The 13,886-nt window shown below is 70.5% G+C and carries 18 protein-coding genes; 6 read left to right on the forward strand and 12 right to left on the reverse strand.

The window, feature by feature from the left end:
• Positions 1-8: 8 nt before the first annotated feature.
• From QRN26_RS14400 to QRN26_RS14415, 4 genes are all read right to left on the reverse strand, one after another.
• Entirely contained in the window at positions 9-248 is a 240-nt protein-coding gene (locus QRN26_RS14400) for a helix-turn-helix domain-containing protein (RefSeq protein ID WP_056013071.1), read from the reverse strand.
• Positions 248-898: a DUF2975 domain-containing protein gene (locus QRN26_RS14405; protein ID WP_285037299.1), complete on the reverse strand. Its 651-nt coding sequence runs from the start codon at positions 896-898 to the stop codon at positions 248-250. Before QRN26_RS14405 ends, QRN26_RS14400 begins: the two co-directional genes overlap by 1 nt.
• Positions 899-1,016: 118 nt before the next feature.
• Complete coding sequence (locus QRN26_RS14410) at positions 1,017-1,352, reverse strand: biopolymer transporter Tol (protein ID WP_285037300.1); 336 nt, start codon at positions 1,350-1,352, stop codon at positions 1,017-1,019.
• Positions 1,353-1,433: 81 nt separating this feature from the next.
• Entirely contained in the window at positions 1,434-1,739 is a 306-nt protein-coding gene (locus tag QRN26_RS14415) for a hypothetical protein (RefSeq protein ID WP_285037301.1), read from the reverse strand.
• 245 nt (positions 1,740-1,984) lie between these two features.
• Here QRN26_RS14415 and QRN26_RS14420 point away from each other — a divergent pair, with 245 nt between their 5' ends.
• Entirely contained in the window at positions 1,985-2,470 is a 486-nt protein-coding gene (locus tag QRN26_RS14420; protein WP_285037302.1) for a pyridoxamine 5'-phosphate oxidase family protein, read from the forward strand.
• Between the two features lie 45 nt (positions 2,471-2,515).
• Here QRN26_RS14420 and QRN26_RS14425 read toward each other — a convergent pair whose 3' ends face one another.
• Positions 2,516-3,928, reverse strand: coding sequence for an aminotransferase-like domain-containing protein (locus QRN26_RS14425; RefSeq protein WP_285037303.1), 1,413 nt, complete (start codon positions 3,926-3,928; stop codon positions 2,516-2,518).
• Here QRN26_RS14425 and QRN26_RS14430 point away from each other — a divergent pair.
• Together QRN26_RS14430 and QRN26_RS14435 are read left to right on the forward strand one after the other, a co-directional pair.
• Positions 3,927-4,841: a DMT family transporter gene (locus QRN26_RS14430; RefSeq protein WP_285037304.1), complete on the forward strand. Its 915-nt coding sequence runs from the start codon at positions 3,927-3,929 to the stop codon at positions 4,839-4,841. The genes QRN26_RS14425 and QRN26_RS14430 overlap by 2 nt on opposite strands.
• Positions 4,842-4,848: 7 nt before the next feature.
• Positions 4,849-5,466, forward strand: coding sequence for an FMN-binding negative transcriptional regulator (locus tag QRN26_RS14435; protein WP_285037305.1), 618 nt, complete (start codon positions 4,849-4,851; stop codon positions 5,464-5,466).
• Here the strand turns inward: QRN26_RS14435 and QRN26_RS14440 are convergent.
• Complete coding sequence (locus QRN26_RS14440; protein ID WP_285037306.1) at positions 5,384-6,382, reverse strand: DMT family transporter; 999 nt, start codon at positions 6,380-6,382, stop codon at positions 5,384-5,386. The genes QRN26_RS14435 and QRN26_RS14440 overlap by 83 nt on opposite strands.
• A gap of 32 nt (positions 6,383-6,414) precedes the next feature.
• On the opposite strand from QRN26_RS14440, the gene QRN26_RS14445 reads away from it, so the two are divergent.
• Both QRN26_RS14445 and QRN26_RS14450 read left to right on the forward strand, forming a co-directional pair.
• Positions 6,415-7,002 (forward strand): TetR/AcrR family transcriptional regulator, encoded by a 588-nt coding sequence (locus QRN26_RS14445; protein WP_285037307.1) that lies wholly within the window; start codon positions 6,415-6,417, stop codon positions 7,000-7,002.
• Between the two features lie 54 nt (positions 7,003-7,056).
• Positions 7,057-7,848 (forward strand): SDR family oxidoreductase, encoded by a 792-nt coding sequence (locus tag QRN26_RS14450; protein ID WP_285037308.1) that lies wholly within the window; start codon positions 7,057-7,059, stop codon positions 7,846-7,848.
• Here QRN26_RS14450 and mmuM read toward each other — a convergent pair.
• Positions 7,845-8,762, reverse strand: coding sequence for a homocysteine S-methyltransferase (gene mmuM / locus QRN26_RS14455; RefSeq protein WP_285037309.1), 918 nt, complete (start codon positions 8,760-8,762; stop codon positions 7,845-7,847). The genes QRN26_RS14450 and mmuM overlap by 4 nt on opposite strands.
• Positions 8,763-8,998: 236 nt before the next feature.
• Between mmuM and QRN26_RS14460 the strand changes: the two genes are divergently transcribed.
• The gene (locus QRN26_RS14460) at positions 8,999-10,582 is read left to right on the forward strand and encodes an MFS transporter (protein ID WP_285037310.1); all 1,584 of its coding nucleotides are present in this window, start codon (positions 8,999-9,001) and stop codon (positions 10,580-10,582) included.
• On the opposite strand, the gene QRN26_RS14465 is transcribed toward QRN26_RS14460, so the two are convergent.
• The 5 genes from QRN26_RS14465 to QRN26_RS14485 all read right to left on the reverse strand — a co-directional run bounded on the left by QRN26_RS14465 (position 10,563) and on the right by QRN26_RS14485 (position 13,738).
• Entirely contained in the window at positions 10,563-11,027 is a 465-nt protein-coding gene (locus QRN26_RS14465) for a twin-arginine translocase TatA/TatE family subunit (RefSeq protein WP_285037311.1), read from the reverse strand. The two genes, QRN26_RS14460 and QRN26_RS14465, sit on opposite strands and share 20 nt — an antisense overlap.
• A 15-nt stretch (positions 11,028-11,042) precedes the next feature.
• Positions 11,043-11,258: a twin-arginine translocase TatA/TatE family subunit gene (locus QRN26_RS14470; protein WP_369817202.1), complete on the reverse strand. Its 216-nt coding sequence runs from the start codon at positions 11,256-11,258 to the stop codon at positions 11,043-11,045.
• Between the two features lie 56 nt (positions 11,259-11,314).
• Complete coding sequence (locus QRN26_RS14475; protein WP_285037312.1) at positions 11,315-12,298, reverse strand: intradiol ring-cleavage dioxygenase; 984 nt, start codon at positions 12,296-12,298, stop codon at positions 11,315-11,317.
• A gap of 78 nt (positions 12,299-12,376) precedes the next feature.
• Positions 12,377-13,390: a squalene cyclase gene (locus QRN26_RS14480; RefSeq protein ID WP_285037313.1), complete on the reverse strand. Its 1,014-nt coding sequence runs from the start codon at positions 13,388-13,390 to the stop codon at positions 12,377-12,379.
• Positions 13,391-13,462: 72 nt separating this feature from the next.
• The gene (locus QRN26_RS14485; RefSeq protein WP_056781457.1) at positions 13,463-13,738 is read right to left on the reverse strand and encodes a hypothetical protein; all 276 of its coding nucleotides are present in this window, start codon (positions 13,736-13,738) and stop codon (positions 13,463-13,465) included.
• Between the last annotated feature and the right edge of the window lie 148 nt (positions 13,739-13,886).

Genomic DNA, 13,886 nt, shown 5'->3' on the forward strand with positions numbered 1-13,886 from the left:
CGGACGGCTCAGGGTGCGGCGTCGAGCTCCAGCAGCTCGCCGATCTCGCAGTCGAGCGCGCGGCAGATGGCGGTGAGCGTCGAGAACCGGATCGCCTTCGCGCGGTCGTTCTTGAGCACCGACAGGTTCACCACGCTCACCCCGACGAGCTCGCTCAGGCGGGCGAGGGTGAGGCCGCGGTCGGCGAGCAACCGGTCGAGGGTGCAGTGCACCCCGGTCGCCGCGTCGTCGTCGATGGCCGGGACCATCAGACGAGCCCCTCGGTGTCGGCGCGCAGTCGCTCGCCGGCACGGAACGCGATCGCGAGGCCGCCGACCGCCATGGCGACGAGCACGGGGACCCAGGTGAGTGGGTACGGGGTTCCCTCCACCGCACCGTCGGTCGCGACCGCGAGCGCGCCGTTCGACGACATCGTGCCGAACCAGGTGTCCGCGATCCACCCGCAGAGGATGGCGATGGAGGCGATCGAGAGCAGGCGTGCGTTGCCGGGCGCGAAGGCGTCGCCGCGCAGCAGGCGGCGGAAGAACCTGAACCCGCAGACGATGACGACGAGGTTCGCGATCGCCGGCAGGATCGCGGCGAGCAGGACACACACGAAGGTCACGACCGGGAGGTCGACCACGACGATCGAACCCTGGTCGACCGTGACGGAGCCGGCTCCCGCTGCGCCCGGCAGGGCCACGTCGACGGCGTCGAAGAACACGGGGACCCGGGTCCCGTCGGTGCCGAAGACGTCGAGCAGCCGGAGGACGAGGATGACGACGACGGCTCCTGCGGCGGCGACGGCGGCACCGAGAACGGACACGAGGTCGTTGCGGTTGGAGCGCTGGGTCTTCGCCGCCTGCCAGGCGGCGTGGTCGAAGCCGGACGGCGTCGGGCGATCGGTGGAGTCGGTCATGATCATCACATCCATATCGATTGTCGTTGGTATCGATAAACGATATGTCGAGATCGTCCGGAGCGCAAGTCCGGCCCCCTGGATCACCCCTGGATCACCCCCAGGATCGCCCCTGCGGTCACTCGTCGAGCGCGTCGAGCTCCTCGAGCGCCGCCTCAGCGCGTTCGAGCCGTGCCGCCTCGGGCTCCTCCCACCAGGTCGGACCACGTTCACCGAGCCCGTGTTTCGCGAGGCCGACCCGTCGGCGTGCGGCAGCCACAGCCTCCTCGTCGCCCGCGCGCTTCGCGACCCCGACGCCGGAGCGGCCACGGCCGAGGTGCGCCTGTAGCGCGGCGACGAGGTCCTTCGGCAGGCTCGGGTCGGTGCGACGCCAGCGTCGACCCTTCACGACGAACCAGTGCTCGTCCTCCGCCGGTCTGCCCTCCTCCGGTCCGCCATCCGAACGCGGCGTCACGGACGCCTCCCGGAGACGACGCAGGGCCCGGTCCCCCGCAGACGCGGACGGGACCGGACCCTGGTGGTCATGATCGGTCGATCAGCCCTTGACGGCGTCGAGCACGCCGGCCCAGCCGAACGAGGAGATCGCGTCGGCGAACGTGGAGTCGCCGCGTCCCTCGCCGAGCTGCTTGCCCAAAGCGTCGCGGACGACGACCGTGTGGTCCTTCTCGGCCTCGGTGCCGTTGCCCTCTTCGACGAAGTCGATGTGGATCTCGGTGTCGCCGAGGGTGCCGGTGACCGTGGTCGTCGCGTCCTGCTCGGTGGTCTTCGTCGTGAGGAACGGGCCGCCGCCGAGTGCCGCGAGCGCCTCGTTGATCTGGTTGATGAGCGATGAGGTGTTCATGTGTCTCTCCCTGCGGTCGTGAAGCCTCCAGGGTAGTGAGCGGACCCGAGAACGGCAGGAGCATGGCGCTCGCGCACGAGATGTGCGATAGGACCAACCTGGCCTGCGCGCAGAGCAGAAGAAGCCGCTCCCGTCAACGGTCCCGCGCATCCAGGTGCGGTCGGAGCCGCGAGTCGTAGGCTGCGAGCCACGCAGACCGGCACCCCGACACCGACGGGCCGGTCGACGAGACGAAGGAGACCCCCATGGCCGGAGACACCGACCCCTACACGACCCTCAACAAGCTGCTCGCGGACTTCCGCTTCGCGATGCTCACCACGGTGGACCTCGACGGCAAGCTCGTCGCCCACCCGCTCACCGTGCAGGAGCGCGAGTTCGACGGCGACCTGTGGTTCATCGTCGGCAAGGACGCCTCCGCCGTGCAGCAGCTCGACGTCAACCCGAACGCCGGCGTCACGCTGAGCTCCGACAGCTCCTGGGTGTCGCTCGCCGGGACCGCGGCACTCGTCGAGGACCAGGCGAAGCTCGAGGAACTGTGGAACAGCGTCGTCGAGGCCTGGTTCCCGGACGGCCCCTCCGACCCGCGCGTCGGTCTGCTGAAGTTCTCGGCCGACAGCGCCGAGTACTGGGACAGCCCCGGCGGCAAGATCGCGACCGCCGTCGCGTTCGTGAAGTCCAAGGTCACCGGCGAGACCTACGACGGCGGCGACAACGCGAAGCTCGACCTGTAAGCAGGGCGTCAGCCAACGGCGCCGACGCGCTCGTCCGCGAGCACCTCAGGCGCGCTCGTCCGCCAGCACCTCGCCCAGGATGCGGGCCGCTTCCTCGAAGCGGTCCGCATCCTCGCCGGAGTAGTTCAACCGGATGAAGGACCCGGCGGGTTCAGCGGGGAACCACTCGGCGCCGTCGGCGATGATGAGCCCGCGGCTCTCGCAGGAGCGCACCACCTGCGCCGCATCCGTGCCGTCCGGCAGTCGCCCCCACAGGTTCAGACCGCCGGCGGGGACCAGCCCGAGGTGGACCGTCGGCGCGTGTTCGGCGAGGCTGGCGACGAGTCGGTCGCGTCGGGCACGCAGGCGGGGACGCAGGCCACGGAGATGCGTCCGCCAACCGGGTTGGGTCACGACGTCGAGCGTCGCCGCCTGGAGCAGGCCACTGATGTACATGGACTCGGCGGACCGGTCCGCCAGGATCCGATCGCGAGCCGGCCCCCTCGCGATGACCGCGGCGACCCGCAGCGACGGAGACACGCTCTTCGTCAACGACCGCAGGTAGATCACGTGTCCGTCGCCGTCGAGCGCGGCGAGGGGACGAGGCTCGGTGTCGATGGCGAGGTCGTGCGCCCAGTCGTCCTCGATGAGGAACGCCCCGTGGCGCCGCACGGACTCGAGGACCGCGAGTCCGGTCTCCTCCGGCCACTGCCCGCCGCTCGGATTGGCGAAGGTCGGCTGCGCATAGAAGGCGCGGGCTCCCGTGTCCTGGAAGGCGCGCTCCACGGCGTCCGGATCCGGCCCGGTCGGTCCGGTCGGCACGGGCACGAGCGTGACGCCGGCCTGCTCGGCCGCGAGGATCGCACCCCAGTAGCTCGGCGACTCGATGAGCATCGGCTGCCCTGGCCCCACGAGCGCCCGGAAGATCGAGCTGAGACCGCTCTGGCTGCCGGCGATCACGATGACGTCTCGAGCTGTCGCCGGGGTGACCCCGGGCGGCGTGACGGCGGCGAGTTCGGCGGCGAACCAGGCTTGGAGTCCGGGCGCTCCGGCCGCCGGCGAGCGGGTCATGGCGACATCGGTGCGGGCTGCGCGGGCCAGCGCCGCGCGGACGAGGCGTTCCGGGAGGAGTTCACGGGCCGGGTAGCCCGAGTGCAGCGCGATCGTGTCGGGCGCGACCGACCGCTGAGCCGCGGACAGCGCACCGGGCCGCCAGGGCAGCGCACCGAGCGCGGCCGTCTGCCAGCCGTAGTCGACGGCTCGATTGATCCGTGCCGCCCGGACGAAGGTGCCGACCCCCGGCCGGCTCTCGACGAGCCCTCGACCGGCGAGTTGCCGCATCGCGTTCTGCACGGTGACCGGACTCGCGCCGAACTCCGCCGTGAGCGCCCGGTTCGACGGCACCCGAGCGCCTGGCGGGGCGGCGGCGATCCAGGCGGTGATGGCCACGACGATCCGCTCGGTGCTATCGTTGTTCATGAGTCAACAGAGTAGCGTTATCGCTCCGGCACCGGTGGCGTTATCCCGTGCCGGTCTCGGCTGGGGGCTGCTCGGCGTCCTGGCGTTCTCGCTCACCGTCCCGCTCACCAAGGTCGCGCTGACCGGGATGTCCGCGCTGTTCATCGGCTCGGCTCGCGCCGTCGTCGCGGCCCTCCTCGCCCTCCTCGTCCTGTCGATCGCCCGTCCACGGCGTCCCGTCGGCGCGCAGTGGGCCCGCCTCGCCGTCGTCGGCGGCGGGGTCGTCGTCGGGTTCCCGCTTCTGACCTCCTTCGCGCTCACCACGGCTCCCGCGGGCCACAGCGCCGTCGTGATCGGCCTGCTCCCCGCCGCCACCGCGGTCGCCGGGGTCGTCCGCGGCAGCGAGCGCCCGCCCCGCGCGTTCTGGATCTTCGCCGGCCTGGGTGCGGTCGCCGCCGTGGGGTTCGCCGCCCTGCGGACCGACGGACTCGCCCCGCTGGACTGGTCCGACCTCCTCCTCCTGGGCGCCGTCGTCGCCGCCGCGATCGGCTATGCCGAGGGCGGGTTGCTCGCCCGCGAGCTCGGCTCCTGGCAGACCATCTGCTGGGCACTCGTCCTGGCCTCGCCGCTCATGGTGACGCTCACCGCGATCGCCTGGGCCGTGGAACCGCCGACGGCGACGCCGGTGGCCTGGCTCGCCTTCGGGTACCTCGGCGTGGTCAGCATGTTCCTCGGCTTCTTCGCCTGGTACCGCGGGCTCGCGATCGGACCCCTGTCACGCGTGAGCCAGATCCAACTCGTCCAACCGGTGCTGAGCATCGGGTGGGCGACCCTCATCCTCCGCGAGGACCTCGACCGGGCCACCGTGCTCGGCGGCCTCGCGGTCATCCTGTGCGCCGGCCTCGCCGTCCGCACCCGCCTCGACCGGAAGTGACCCCACCATGCGCCACACCCCCACGTACCTCATGACCGACGTCGACGAGGTCAAGCGCCTCATCCGCAACCACCCGTGGGCGACGTTCGTGTCGCCGGCGAGCACCGGCCTCGTCGCCTCCCACTACCCGGCGATCCTCGAGGAAGACGTCGACGGCCTGTCCATCGTCAGCCACTTCGGCCGACCGGACGAGGCCACGCACGAACTCGGTGCGCACGAGATCCTCGTCATCATCCAGGGCCCGCACGACTACGTGTCGCCGAGCTGGTACCCGGAGGGCCAGCTCATCCCCACGTGGAACCACGTCACCGCCCACCTGTACGGGACACCTGAGGTCCTCAGCGAGGACGAGAACTACGAGATGTTGAGCAAGCTGACGGACCACTTCGAGGACTCCCGGCCAGACGGCCGCCACCTGTCCGAGGACGAGGCCGGTACCCGGCGCGCCGCGAAGGGCACGGTCGGCCTGCGCATGCGGGTGACGCGCTTCGACGCCCGCGCGAAGCTCAGTCAGAACAAGGCGCCCGAAGTGGTCGACGACATCACCGAGCACCTTGCGGAGCGGAATCCGGAGCTCGCCGAGGAGATGCGTCGCCAGCGGGAGCTCCGGACGCCGGGTCACTGACCCGACTCCGGCCACCGGCCCGACTCCGGGCACCGACCCGACCGCGGGCGTCGCTGACGAGCACGAGGGCGACGCCCGCCGCACTGAGCAGGAACCCGCCGGCCGTCAGAAGGGTGAACGGCTCGCGGAACAGGAGCGCACCGGCGACGGCGGTCGTCGGGGCGACGAGGAACAGGAGGGCGTTCAGGACCGTCACGCCGATCCGACGCAGCAACCACCAGTACAGACCGTAGGCGGAGAGCGTCGGCACGAGCGCGAGGAAGAGCGTCGTGAGCCAGAAGGTCGCGTCGCCCGGTGGCACGGCCGCACCGGTCGCGAGGGCGAGGACGGCGAGGAGCACCGTCGTCGCCGTCGCGTGGACGGTCAGGGTGAGGAGGACCGGGGATCGGTGCGGCGAGCGCCGTTCGAGGATCGTCGCGGTGATGAGGCTGGCCATGGCCAGCGCAGGGAGGGCGTAGGCGATCGGCGGCGCGTCCGAGGCGCCGAACTGGGACTGCACGATGAGGAACACCCCGGCCGCGCCGATCCCGAGTCCCAGCCATTGCGCGCCGGGGACGCGCACGTGCAGCAGCGGGCCGGCGAGTGCGGCGATGACGAGCGGCTGGACGGCGTCGATGAGCGCGGTCGTCCCGGTCGAGATACCCACGGCGACCGAGGCGTAGACGAACACGACGTAGCCGAACTGGGCGAACAGGCCGATGACGAGTTGTGAGCGCAGTTGGGCAGGGCTGGCGTTCCTCCACTGCCCGCTGACCAGCAGCACGATCGCGAGCCCGACGGCGAGCGGGACGAACCGCCAGAGCAGGACGGTGAGTACGGGCACGTCCTCGGTGCCGATCTTCGCGACGATGAAGCCTGAGCTCCAGGCGAGGACGAAGGCTGCGGCCGCGAAAACTATACCGACCTGTTTACTCATCCCCGCAGTATACAGACTGGTATAGTTTTCGCATGACGGTCGACACTCCAGAGCTCGCACCCCTCACGCCGGGCGCCCGACGCGTGCTCGACGCGGCCTCCGTCCTCTTCTACGAGAACGGCATCCACGCGGTCGGCGTCGACACCATCGCCGAGGCCGCCGGGGTCACGAAGAAGACCCTCTACGACCGGTTCGGCAGCAAGGAGGCCCTCGTGCTCTCCTACCTGCAGCATCGCGACGCACGGTGGCGGGCGTGGGTCGACGAAGCGCTCGCCCGTCATCCGGAACCCGGGATCGAGCGGGTGCTCGCGATCTTCGATGCGGCGATCGGCTGGTCCGACGACAACAGCCCGAAGGGCTGCAGTGCCGTCAACGCGCGCGCCGAGATCCCTGACCACGCGACGAGCGGCCTCGTCCTCCCCGAGGTCACCCGGCAGAAGCAGTGGCTGCTCGACCGCTTCGCCGAGCTCATCACCGAAGCCGGCCTGTCGGACCCCGGAGCACGCGCCCGCGAACTCATGCTGCTCTACGAGGGCGCCATCGTGACGGTCGGGATGCGGACCTTCCGTGAGCCGTTCGAGACCGCCCGCGCGATCGCCGGTCGCCTCCTGTCGGCCTGACCGGAGCCAGACCCGGCCTGTCGGCGACCACCCGACATCGCGTAGGGTCTCGGGATGGACTTCACCGACGACGCCACCGCCACCGACCGCCTCGCCATCGTGACCGGCGTCGGCCGCCGCCGGTCGATCGGGGCCGGTCTCGCCGTCGGCCTCGCCACCGACGGCTGGAACCTGGTCCTCAACGCCTGGCGCCCCTACGACGAGCGCCTCGGCTACGAACGGACCCCCGACGACCCGGAGTCGATCGCCGAGGAGTGCCGTGCCCTCGGCGTCACGGTCGACGTCGTGTTCGGTGACCTCGCCGACCCGGCGTTCCCGGCCGAGCTCGTCGAGCGGGCGGCGCGCTCCGGTCGCGTGTCCGGACTCGTGATGTCGCATTGCGAGTCGGTCGACAGCTCGATCCTCACGACGGACGTCGACAGCTGGGACCGCCACTTCGCCGTGAACGCCCGGGCCACCTGGCTGCTCATCAAGGCGTTCGCCGAACAGCTCCCGGTGCAGGAAGGACCACCGGAGGTGGCCGGCCGGATCGTCGCGCTCACGAGCGACCACTCGGTGCACAACCTCCCCTACGGCGCCAGCAAGGGCGCGCTCGACCGCATCGTCACGGCGGCCGCGGTGGAGCTCGCCGACCGCGGGGTGCGGTCGAACGTCATCAATCCGGGTCCGATCGACACGGGCTGGATGACCGAGGACATCCGTCGCGCGGGGGCCGAGGCGACCCCGGCTGGCCGGCTCGGTACGCCGTCCGACACCGCCGACCTCGTCCGGTTCCTGTTCTCCCCCGCAGGTTCCTGGATCAACGGCCAGCTGCTCTCGAGCAACGGCGGGTTCAACGTCGGCTAGCCGGGCCCTGCCACATCGACTCCGGGCTCGAACGCGTCGACCCTGCGCCGGATGACGGCGATGTCGTCGGGCAGGACCTGGCAGCACCCACCGACGATGCTCGCACCGACCTCCAGCCAGGCGTCGACGTCGCCGACACCGGCGTGCCCGCGCCAGACCCGCGCCTCGGCGTCCCACCGCTCGCCGGAGTTCGGATAGACGACGATCGCGCGGTCCGTCACCGCGCGAGCGGCTCGGATGGCCGGCAGCACCTCGTCCGGGTGGGAGCAGTTCACCCCTACCGCCTGGATCTCGTCGACACCCTCGACCAGTCGGAAGCCCTCCTCCATCGGTTCACCGGACCGCAGGCGGCCGCCCGCGACCGTGAAGGACAACCAGGCCGGCACCCCGGAGCCGCGCACCAGCTCGGCGAGCGCCGTCGCCTCGTCGAGGGAGGGGATGGTCTCGAGGGCGAGGAGGTCTGGACCGGCGTCGGCGAGGACCGTCAATCGTCGTTCATGCCACCGACGCAGTTCCGCTCGCGTGAGTCCGGAGTCGCCCCGGTATTCGGAGCCGTCACCGAGGGTCGCACCGTACGGGCCGACGGAGGCTGCGACGAGGAGGTCCGCGTCGACCGATGACGTCCGCGTGTCGCGTGCTCGACGCGCGAGGTCGACGCTCGACCGCAGGAGGCGTTCCGTGTCCGAAGCGGTGAAGCCGATTCGCTCGAACGCCTCGAAGCCGACCTGGTAGGAGGCGGTGATCGCGATCTGCGCACCGGTATCGAAGAACTCCTGATGAGCCGCCTGAACGGCCGCCGGCTGGTCGACGAGCAGCCGGGCGCTCCAGAGCGCGTCGGAGAGGTCGTGACCGCGCGCCTCGAGGAGGGTCCCGAGACCGCCGTCGAGCGTCCACGAGCGATGCCTCAGGTCCATGCAGCCCATTGTGCCCCCACCACCGCTGGGAGGGGCGGCACTGAACACCTGGTATTGTCTATACCCGTCCAGAGCCGAGAGGACGCGTTCGCACCCGAACGAACCGCCACCCGACGTGTAGCTCCCCCGAGCTCCGTGCCAGTGCAGCATGGCGATCCTCCGGCATTTCTCGGGCACTGAGCGATTACGCGAGTGCCGAATGATTCAACACGACTGTCAGGAAACGAGTACTGCTTGTGAACTCCAGCGACAACGCGGCATCATCGTCCCCCGCATCCCCCTCCCCCAAAACCGGCCGGAAGCCGGCCCGCAAGACCAGGCGCCTCCGCGTCGACGACGTCCTCGTCGTGAAGCGCTCGCGCATCCGCACCGCCATCTCGGGCACCGTCGTCGGCAACTTCATGGAGTGGTTCGACTTCGGCATCTACGGCTACCTCGCCGTCACCATGACCGTCGTCTTCACCGAGGGCCTGCCGCCTGAAGCCGGCATCCTCGTCACCCTGTTCGGCTTCGCCGTGTCGTTCCTCGTCCGTCCACTCGGCGGCCTGGTGCTCGGGCCGCTCGGCGACAAGATCGGCCGGAAGAAGATCCTCTTCCTCACGATGTCGATGATGGCTGCGGCCACCGCGCTCATCGGTGTGCTGCCGACGGCTGCGCAGATCGGCCTGTGGGCCATCGCCCCGCTCTACCTGCTCAAGATGATCCAGGGCTTCTCGACCGGTGGTGAGTACGCCGGCGCCTCCACCTACGTCGCCGAATTCTCCCCCGACCGCCGCCGTGGCTTCTGGGCCTCCTGGCTCGACGTCGGCTCCTACGTCGGCTTCGCGGCCGGTGCCGGAACCGTCGCCCTCACCACCCTGATCGCGGAGGGCCTCGCCGGGCCGGACGCGATGACCGAGTTCGGTTGGCGCATCCCGTTCCTCATCGCCCTGCCGCTCGGTGCCGTGGCGGTGTGGTTCCGCCTCAAGATCCCCGAGACCCCGGCCTACGAGGTCGCCGAGACCGCCGGCGGGATCGAGGCGGAGCACGCCGACCCGATGGCCCGTCAGGGGATCTTCGGGATCTTCCGCCACTTCTGGCGGCAGATCCTCATCGCGATGGCGATCGTCGCCGCGACGAACACCGCCGGGTACGCCCTCACGAGCTACATGCCGACCTACCTCGAGAAGGACGTCGGCGTCTCCAACCTGACGGCCGCGGTGGCCACCATCCCGGTGCTGCTCATCATGTCCGCCTGCCTGCCGCTCGTCGGCCGTATGTCCGACAAGATCGGCCGCAAGCCGGTGTACCTCATGGCCGTCGGCGCGACCCTCGTGCTTATGGTGCCGGCGTTCGCGGTCATGCAGATCGGTGAGATCTGGGCGATCTTCATCGCGCTGTTCATGGTCGCCGCCCCCGTCGCCCTGTGGGCCGGACCGTCCGCGGCCTCGCTGCCGGCGTTCTTCCCGACGGCGTCCCGCTTCGGTGCCATGGCGATCGCGTACAACCTGTCGGTCTCCCTGTTCGGTGGCACGACGCCGCTGTTCAGCGAGTTCCTCATCCAGCTGACGGGCAACACGTTCATGCCGGCGTTCTACATCATGTTCTTCGCGGCGGTGGCCGGCGTCGGCGTGCTCACCATGCGGGAGACGGCTCGTCGTCCGCTCATCGGCTCGGTGCCGACGGTCGAGACGAAGGCCGAGGCGGTGGAGCTCGTCAAGGGGCAGGACGACAACCCGCTCATCGACACCCACACGATGCCGCTCGACATCCTGCCGCCCGCCGGTTCATCCCCTGCGGCGGACGGCCAGGACGGCCGCGTCACGACGCCCGCCGGCTAGCGGGTTCTGCGGCGACGACGCGTTCGTCGATCACGATCGGGGCGGGTGCGCGATGCGCATCCGCCCCGTCGCGTCCGACCCGCTCGAGGAGCGCGGCCTGCCAGCCGCCGCTCGCCAGAGGCTTCGCCGGGACAGGCGGCACGGTCGGGTCCTGGTCCTCAGCCGTCGGCTCGCGCGGCGTGTCCGGCCCACGCTCCTCGACGAGTGCCTCCTGGATGATCCGACGGGGATCGAACTGTCGGGGGTCGAGGCGCCTCCACTCGGTCGCGTCGAACTCGGGGCCGAGCTCCTCGGCAGCACGCGCCTTGGTCGTGGCGACGAGGTCGCGGACGGTGCGGACGAGCACCCCGAGTCTCTCGGCGTACACCGGCAACTGTTTCGGGCCGATGAGCACGGCCGCGAGGATGCCGATGACGACCAGCTTGTCCATGGTGAGTCCGAACACGATGCGCTCCGACGATCAGGCGGCAGGGGTGTCGGCGCGGGTATCGGCGCGGGTATCGGCGCGGGCGTCGGCCCCGGTGTCCACGTCGCCCGACACCTCGTCCTTCAGGATGCGCGCCGACTGCCCGACGCTGCGGGCGAGACTCGGGAGCTTCGCGGCGCCGAAGAACAGCAGGATGACGGCGAGGACGATGAGGGCGTGCCAGCCGGTGAGGTTCTGGAGGATTCCCATGACGGGTCCTTTCGGGTCGATGCGGGTAGGGCGGGAGTGTGTGGAGGTGTCGGCGGTCAGCGCCCGCTCGGCGGCGTTCCTCCGCCGCCGCCAGCTCCACCACCGCCGGACGGAGCGGCACCGGCGGTCGGCGTCGTCGTGGTGTCCACCCGCACGGTGAGCGCCACCTGGTACCCGGAGGTCGCGTCGCCCGTCACCGTCGCGAGTTGCAGGGCACCGCCGTCATCGCCGAAGACGTTGTCGGCGTCGAGGCTCACCTGGGCGAGGTTCGCGCTCGACCCCTCGTAGCCGGACAATGCGTAGACGGTGTCGCACGCCGCCTGTGGGAGGGCGACCTGGGAGGTCGCGATGGCGTTCGCGGAGTCGGAGATGTCCGCCACCGTGGGGTACACCTCGAAGTGGATGTGCGGCCACCGGCCCGAATAGCAGGCCGGGAAGATCGAGGTGTACGAGACGGTCCCCGAGCTGTCGGCGACCTGGACGCCGCGGAGGTAGGTCTCGTCCTCGATCCCGTCGGAGTACATCGAGTAGCCGCCCGACGCGTCGCAGTGCCAGACGTACACGGCGACGTCGGCGAACGGGGCGTCACCGTTCGCCAGGTCGAGGATGGTCAGCGAGAGGGCCATGGGGACCCCGCTCGCGGTGGTGCCGGACCCGATACTCGACCGGATGTCGCTGCGCACGATGCCGGACTCCTCGAGCACATCGGCACCGTTCGAGCCGTCGCCCGGGTAGGGGCCCGCGGTCTCGTCCGGGATCTCGCCGGCGGGGAGGTCGCCGGTCGCGGTCGCGGTGCTCGTGCCGGACCCAGCGGCGCCGGTGCTCGTACTGCTGCTGCCGGACGCCCCGGTGGAGCAGGCGGCGAGCGCGACGGCTCCCACCCCGGCGCCCACGAGACTGAGCACCGTGCGCCGACTGACGAGGGTTCCAAGGTCGAACGCGACCCCCTGGTCGACGACCTCCTCGTCGGCCCGGTCCAGCAGGCGGCCCTCGTAGGCCGGGCCGTCCGGGGTGGTCTCGGGTTCGGGGATCCTGCTCATGGTGCGCCTCGCCTTCATCTGCGATCGGTGGTCTCGATCGGTCGTGGGACGAGCCTCGGCGTGCGGGCTATGGACTTCCTATGAGCCGTCCATCCCTCGTCCATGGGTCTGCTGGGCGGTTGCCGAGCGCGCTTCATCCCACCAGCTGAGGACCCGGGAACCGATGAGCGTGAGCCACTTCGACGGTTCGCCCTCGGGCGCGTCGACGTCGAACCAGACCCGGCCGGGCAGACGGGCGCCCTGCAGCCAGGTGCCGTCGGCTTGCCGTGCACGGCGGACGAGTTCGACGGCGTCCGCGAGTCGAGCATCCGGCGGGGTCCCCTCGGCGATGGACACGGCCCGGAAGTGGTCGAGGGCGACGAGGGCGCTGTAGCGATAGCGGTTCGGGTAGACGAAGTGTTCGACGAAACCGCCGACCCGCTCCCCGGTTGACGCGCGGTTGAGTAGCTGTCGTGAAAGGAGGTACTCCTCGCCGCCGCGGCGGGCCTCGCGCACACTCGTGTCACCGGTGGTCGTCTCGTAGGCGAGGAGTCCGCGGACGGCGTTGAGGGTGGAGTGGAAGGAGGAACGGACGGAGTCGCCCTCCTCCGCCTCGCAGTTCCAGCCGCCGTCGGCGAGGCGGTGTGTGGTGAACCAGGCGGCCAGCTGGGTCACGTCCACGCCGAGCCAGGCGCCGCTCGCGAGGGTGAACGCGTTGATGCAGACGTCGACCTCCCCACTCCAGTAGGGCAGGTCGTCGTAGTCCCAGCGACTGTTGGTCTGCAGGCGCGCGGCGGTGTCGGTCAGGACGGCGGCATCCACGCCCCACTCACGGAGGTCCTTGAGCGCCCAGGTGGTCGCTACCCAGGGCTGGCCGGGTCGCTGGGCCTCGGGGCTGTCGAAGAAGCCGGCCGGGAAGAACGCGCCGCCCGCCCACTGCCCGTCCGGGTCCTGCTGAGCGAGGAGTTCCGCGCCGAACCCGGTGGAGGGGATGCTCGCCCGGGTCGCCTCCCACGCCTCGGGCGGCGCCCCCGCCAGGTCTCGTTCAACCTGCCAGCGGAGGGCCGGGTCTGAGTCGAGCATCCAGTCGAGCAGCTTCGCGTCGATCGCCATGCGGGAACGCTACTCCTCGCGGGGTGCGGCCGACAGGGTGGTGTCGGCCGCGCCAGGCGTCGGATCGCACCGTCAACGCGGGGTGGCTTTGAGACCGTTCGGCGGGCCGTCGCGATCGGACGAGGTGCGGAGGACGTCGTAACGGACGAGGGCGTCGGCTTGTTCGAGGCTGGGTTGCACGCTCATGAGCACGCGTTTCGTCGGATCGATGTCCCAGGCGATGACGAAGTAGGCGTCGGACCCCGATCGGTCGCGGCGGCGTTCGATGACCGCCTTCGGGATGACCGGGTCGTTCCGCATGACGAGCCACGTGTTGTGGTCGAGTCGGATCGGACGGGGGCGGGTCATGTATCGAACATACGTTCGAATCTCCGGCGAGGCAAGCCGAGATGCAGTTCAGCACCCATCACCTGACGGTCGCCCCGCCGTTCGATCGCCGCCTTTGGAAGGACGAGCTGATCGCAACAAAACGAGGGCCGGTTGCTTAACTTTGCTT

It is taken from the genome of Plantibacter sp. ME-Dv--P-095, from assembly GCF_030209365.1.
Lineage (GTDB): Bacteria > Actinomycetota > Actinomycetes > Actinomycetales > Microbacteriaceae > Plantibacter.

Bases quoted from the DNA above. Each gene is read 5' to 3' on its own strand.
- QRN26_RS14400 (WP_056013071.1), bottom strand. From the start codon at position 248: ATGGTCCCGGCCATCGACGACGACGCGGCGACCGGGGTGCACTGCACC.
- QRN26_RS14405 (WP_285037299.1), bottom strand. From the start codon at position 898: ATGACCGACTCCACCGATCGCCCGACGCCGTCCGGCTTCGACCACGCC.
- QRN26_RS14415 (WP_285037301.1), bottom strand. From the start codon at position 1,739: ATGAACACCTCATCGCTCATCAACCAGATCAACGAGGCGCTCGCGGCA.
- QRN26_RS14420 (WP_285037302.1), top strand. From the start codon at position 1,985: ATGGCCGGAGACACCGACCCCTACACGACCCTCAACAAGCTGCTCGCG.
- QRN26_RS14430 (WP_285037304.1), top strand. From the start codon at position 3,927: ATGAGTCAACAGAGTAGCGTTATCGCTCCGGCACCGGTGGCGTTATCC.
- QRN26_RS14425 (WP_285037303.1), bottom strand. From the start codon at position 3,928: ATGAACAACGATAGCACCGAGCGGATCGTCGTGGCCATCACCGCCTGG.
- QRN26_RS14435 (WP_285037305.1), top strand. From the start codon at position 4,849: ATGCGCCACACCCCCACGTACCTCATGACCGACGTCGACGAGGTCAAG.
- QRN26_RS14440 (WP_285037306.1), bottom strand. From the start codon at position 6,382: ATGAGTAAACAGGTCGGTATAGTTTTCGCGGCCGCAGCCTTCGTCCTC.
- QRN26_RS14445 (WP_285037307.1), top strand. From the start codon at position 6,415: ATGACGGTCGACACTCCAGAGCTCGCACCCCTCACGCCGGGCGCCCGA.
- QRN26_RS14450 (WP_285037308.1), top strand. From the start codon at position 7,057: ATGGACTTCACCGACGACGCCACCGCCACCGACCGCCTCGCCATCGTG.
- mmuM (WP_285037309.1), bottom strand. From the start codon at position 8,762: ATGGACCTGAGGCATCGCTCGTGGACGCTCGACGGCGGTCTCGGGACC.
- QRN26_RS14470 (WP_369817202.1), bottom strand. From the start codon at position 11,258: ATGGGAATCCTCCAGAACCTCACCGGCTGGCACGCCCTCATCGTCCTC.
- QRN26_RS14475 (WP_285037312.1), bottom strand. From the start codon at position 12,298: ATGAGCAGGATCCCCGAACCCGAGACCACCCCGGACGGCCCGGCCTAC.
- QRN26_RS14480 (WP_285037313.1), bottom strand. From the start codon at position 13,390: ATGGCGATCGACGCGAAGCTGCTCGACTGGATGCTCGACTCAGACCCG.
- QRN26_RS14485 (WP_056781457.1), bottom strand. From the start codon at position 13,738: ATGACCCGCCCCCGTCCGATCCGACTCGACCACAACACGTGGCTCGTC.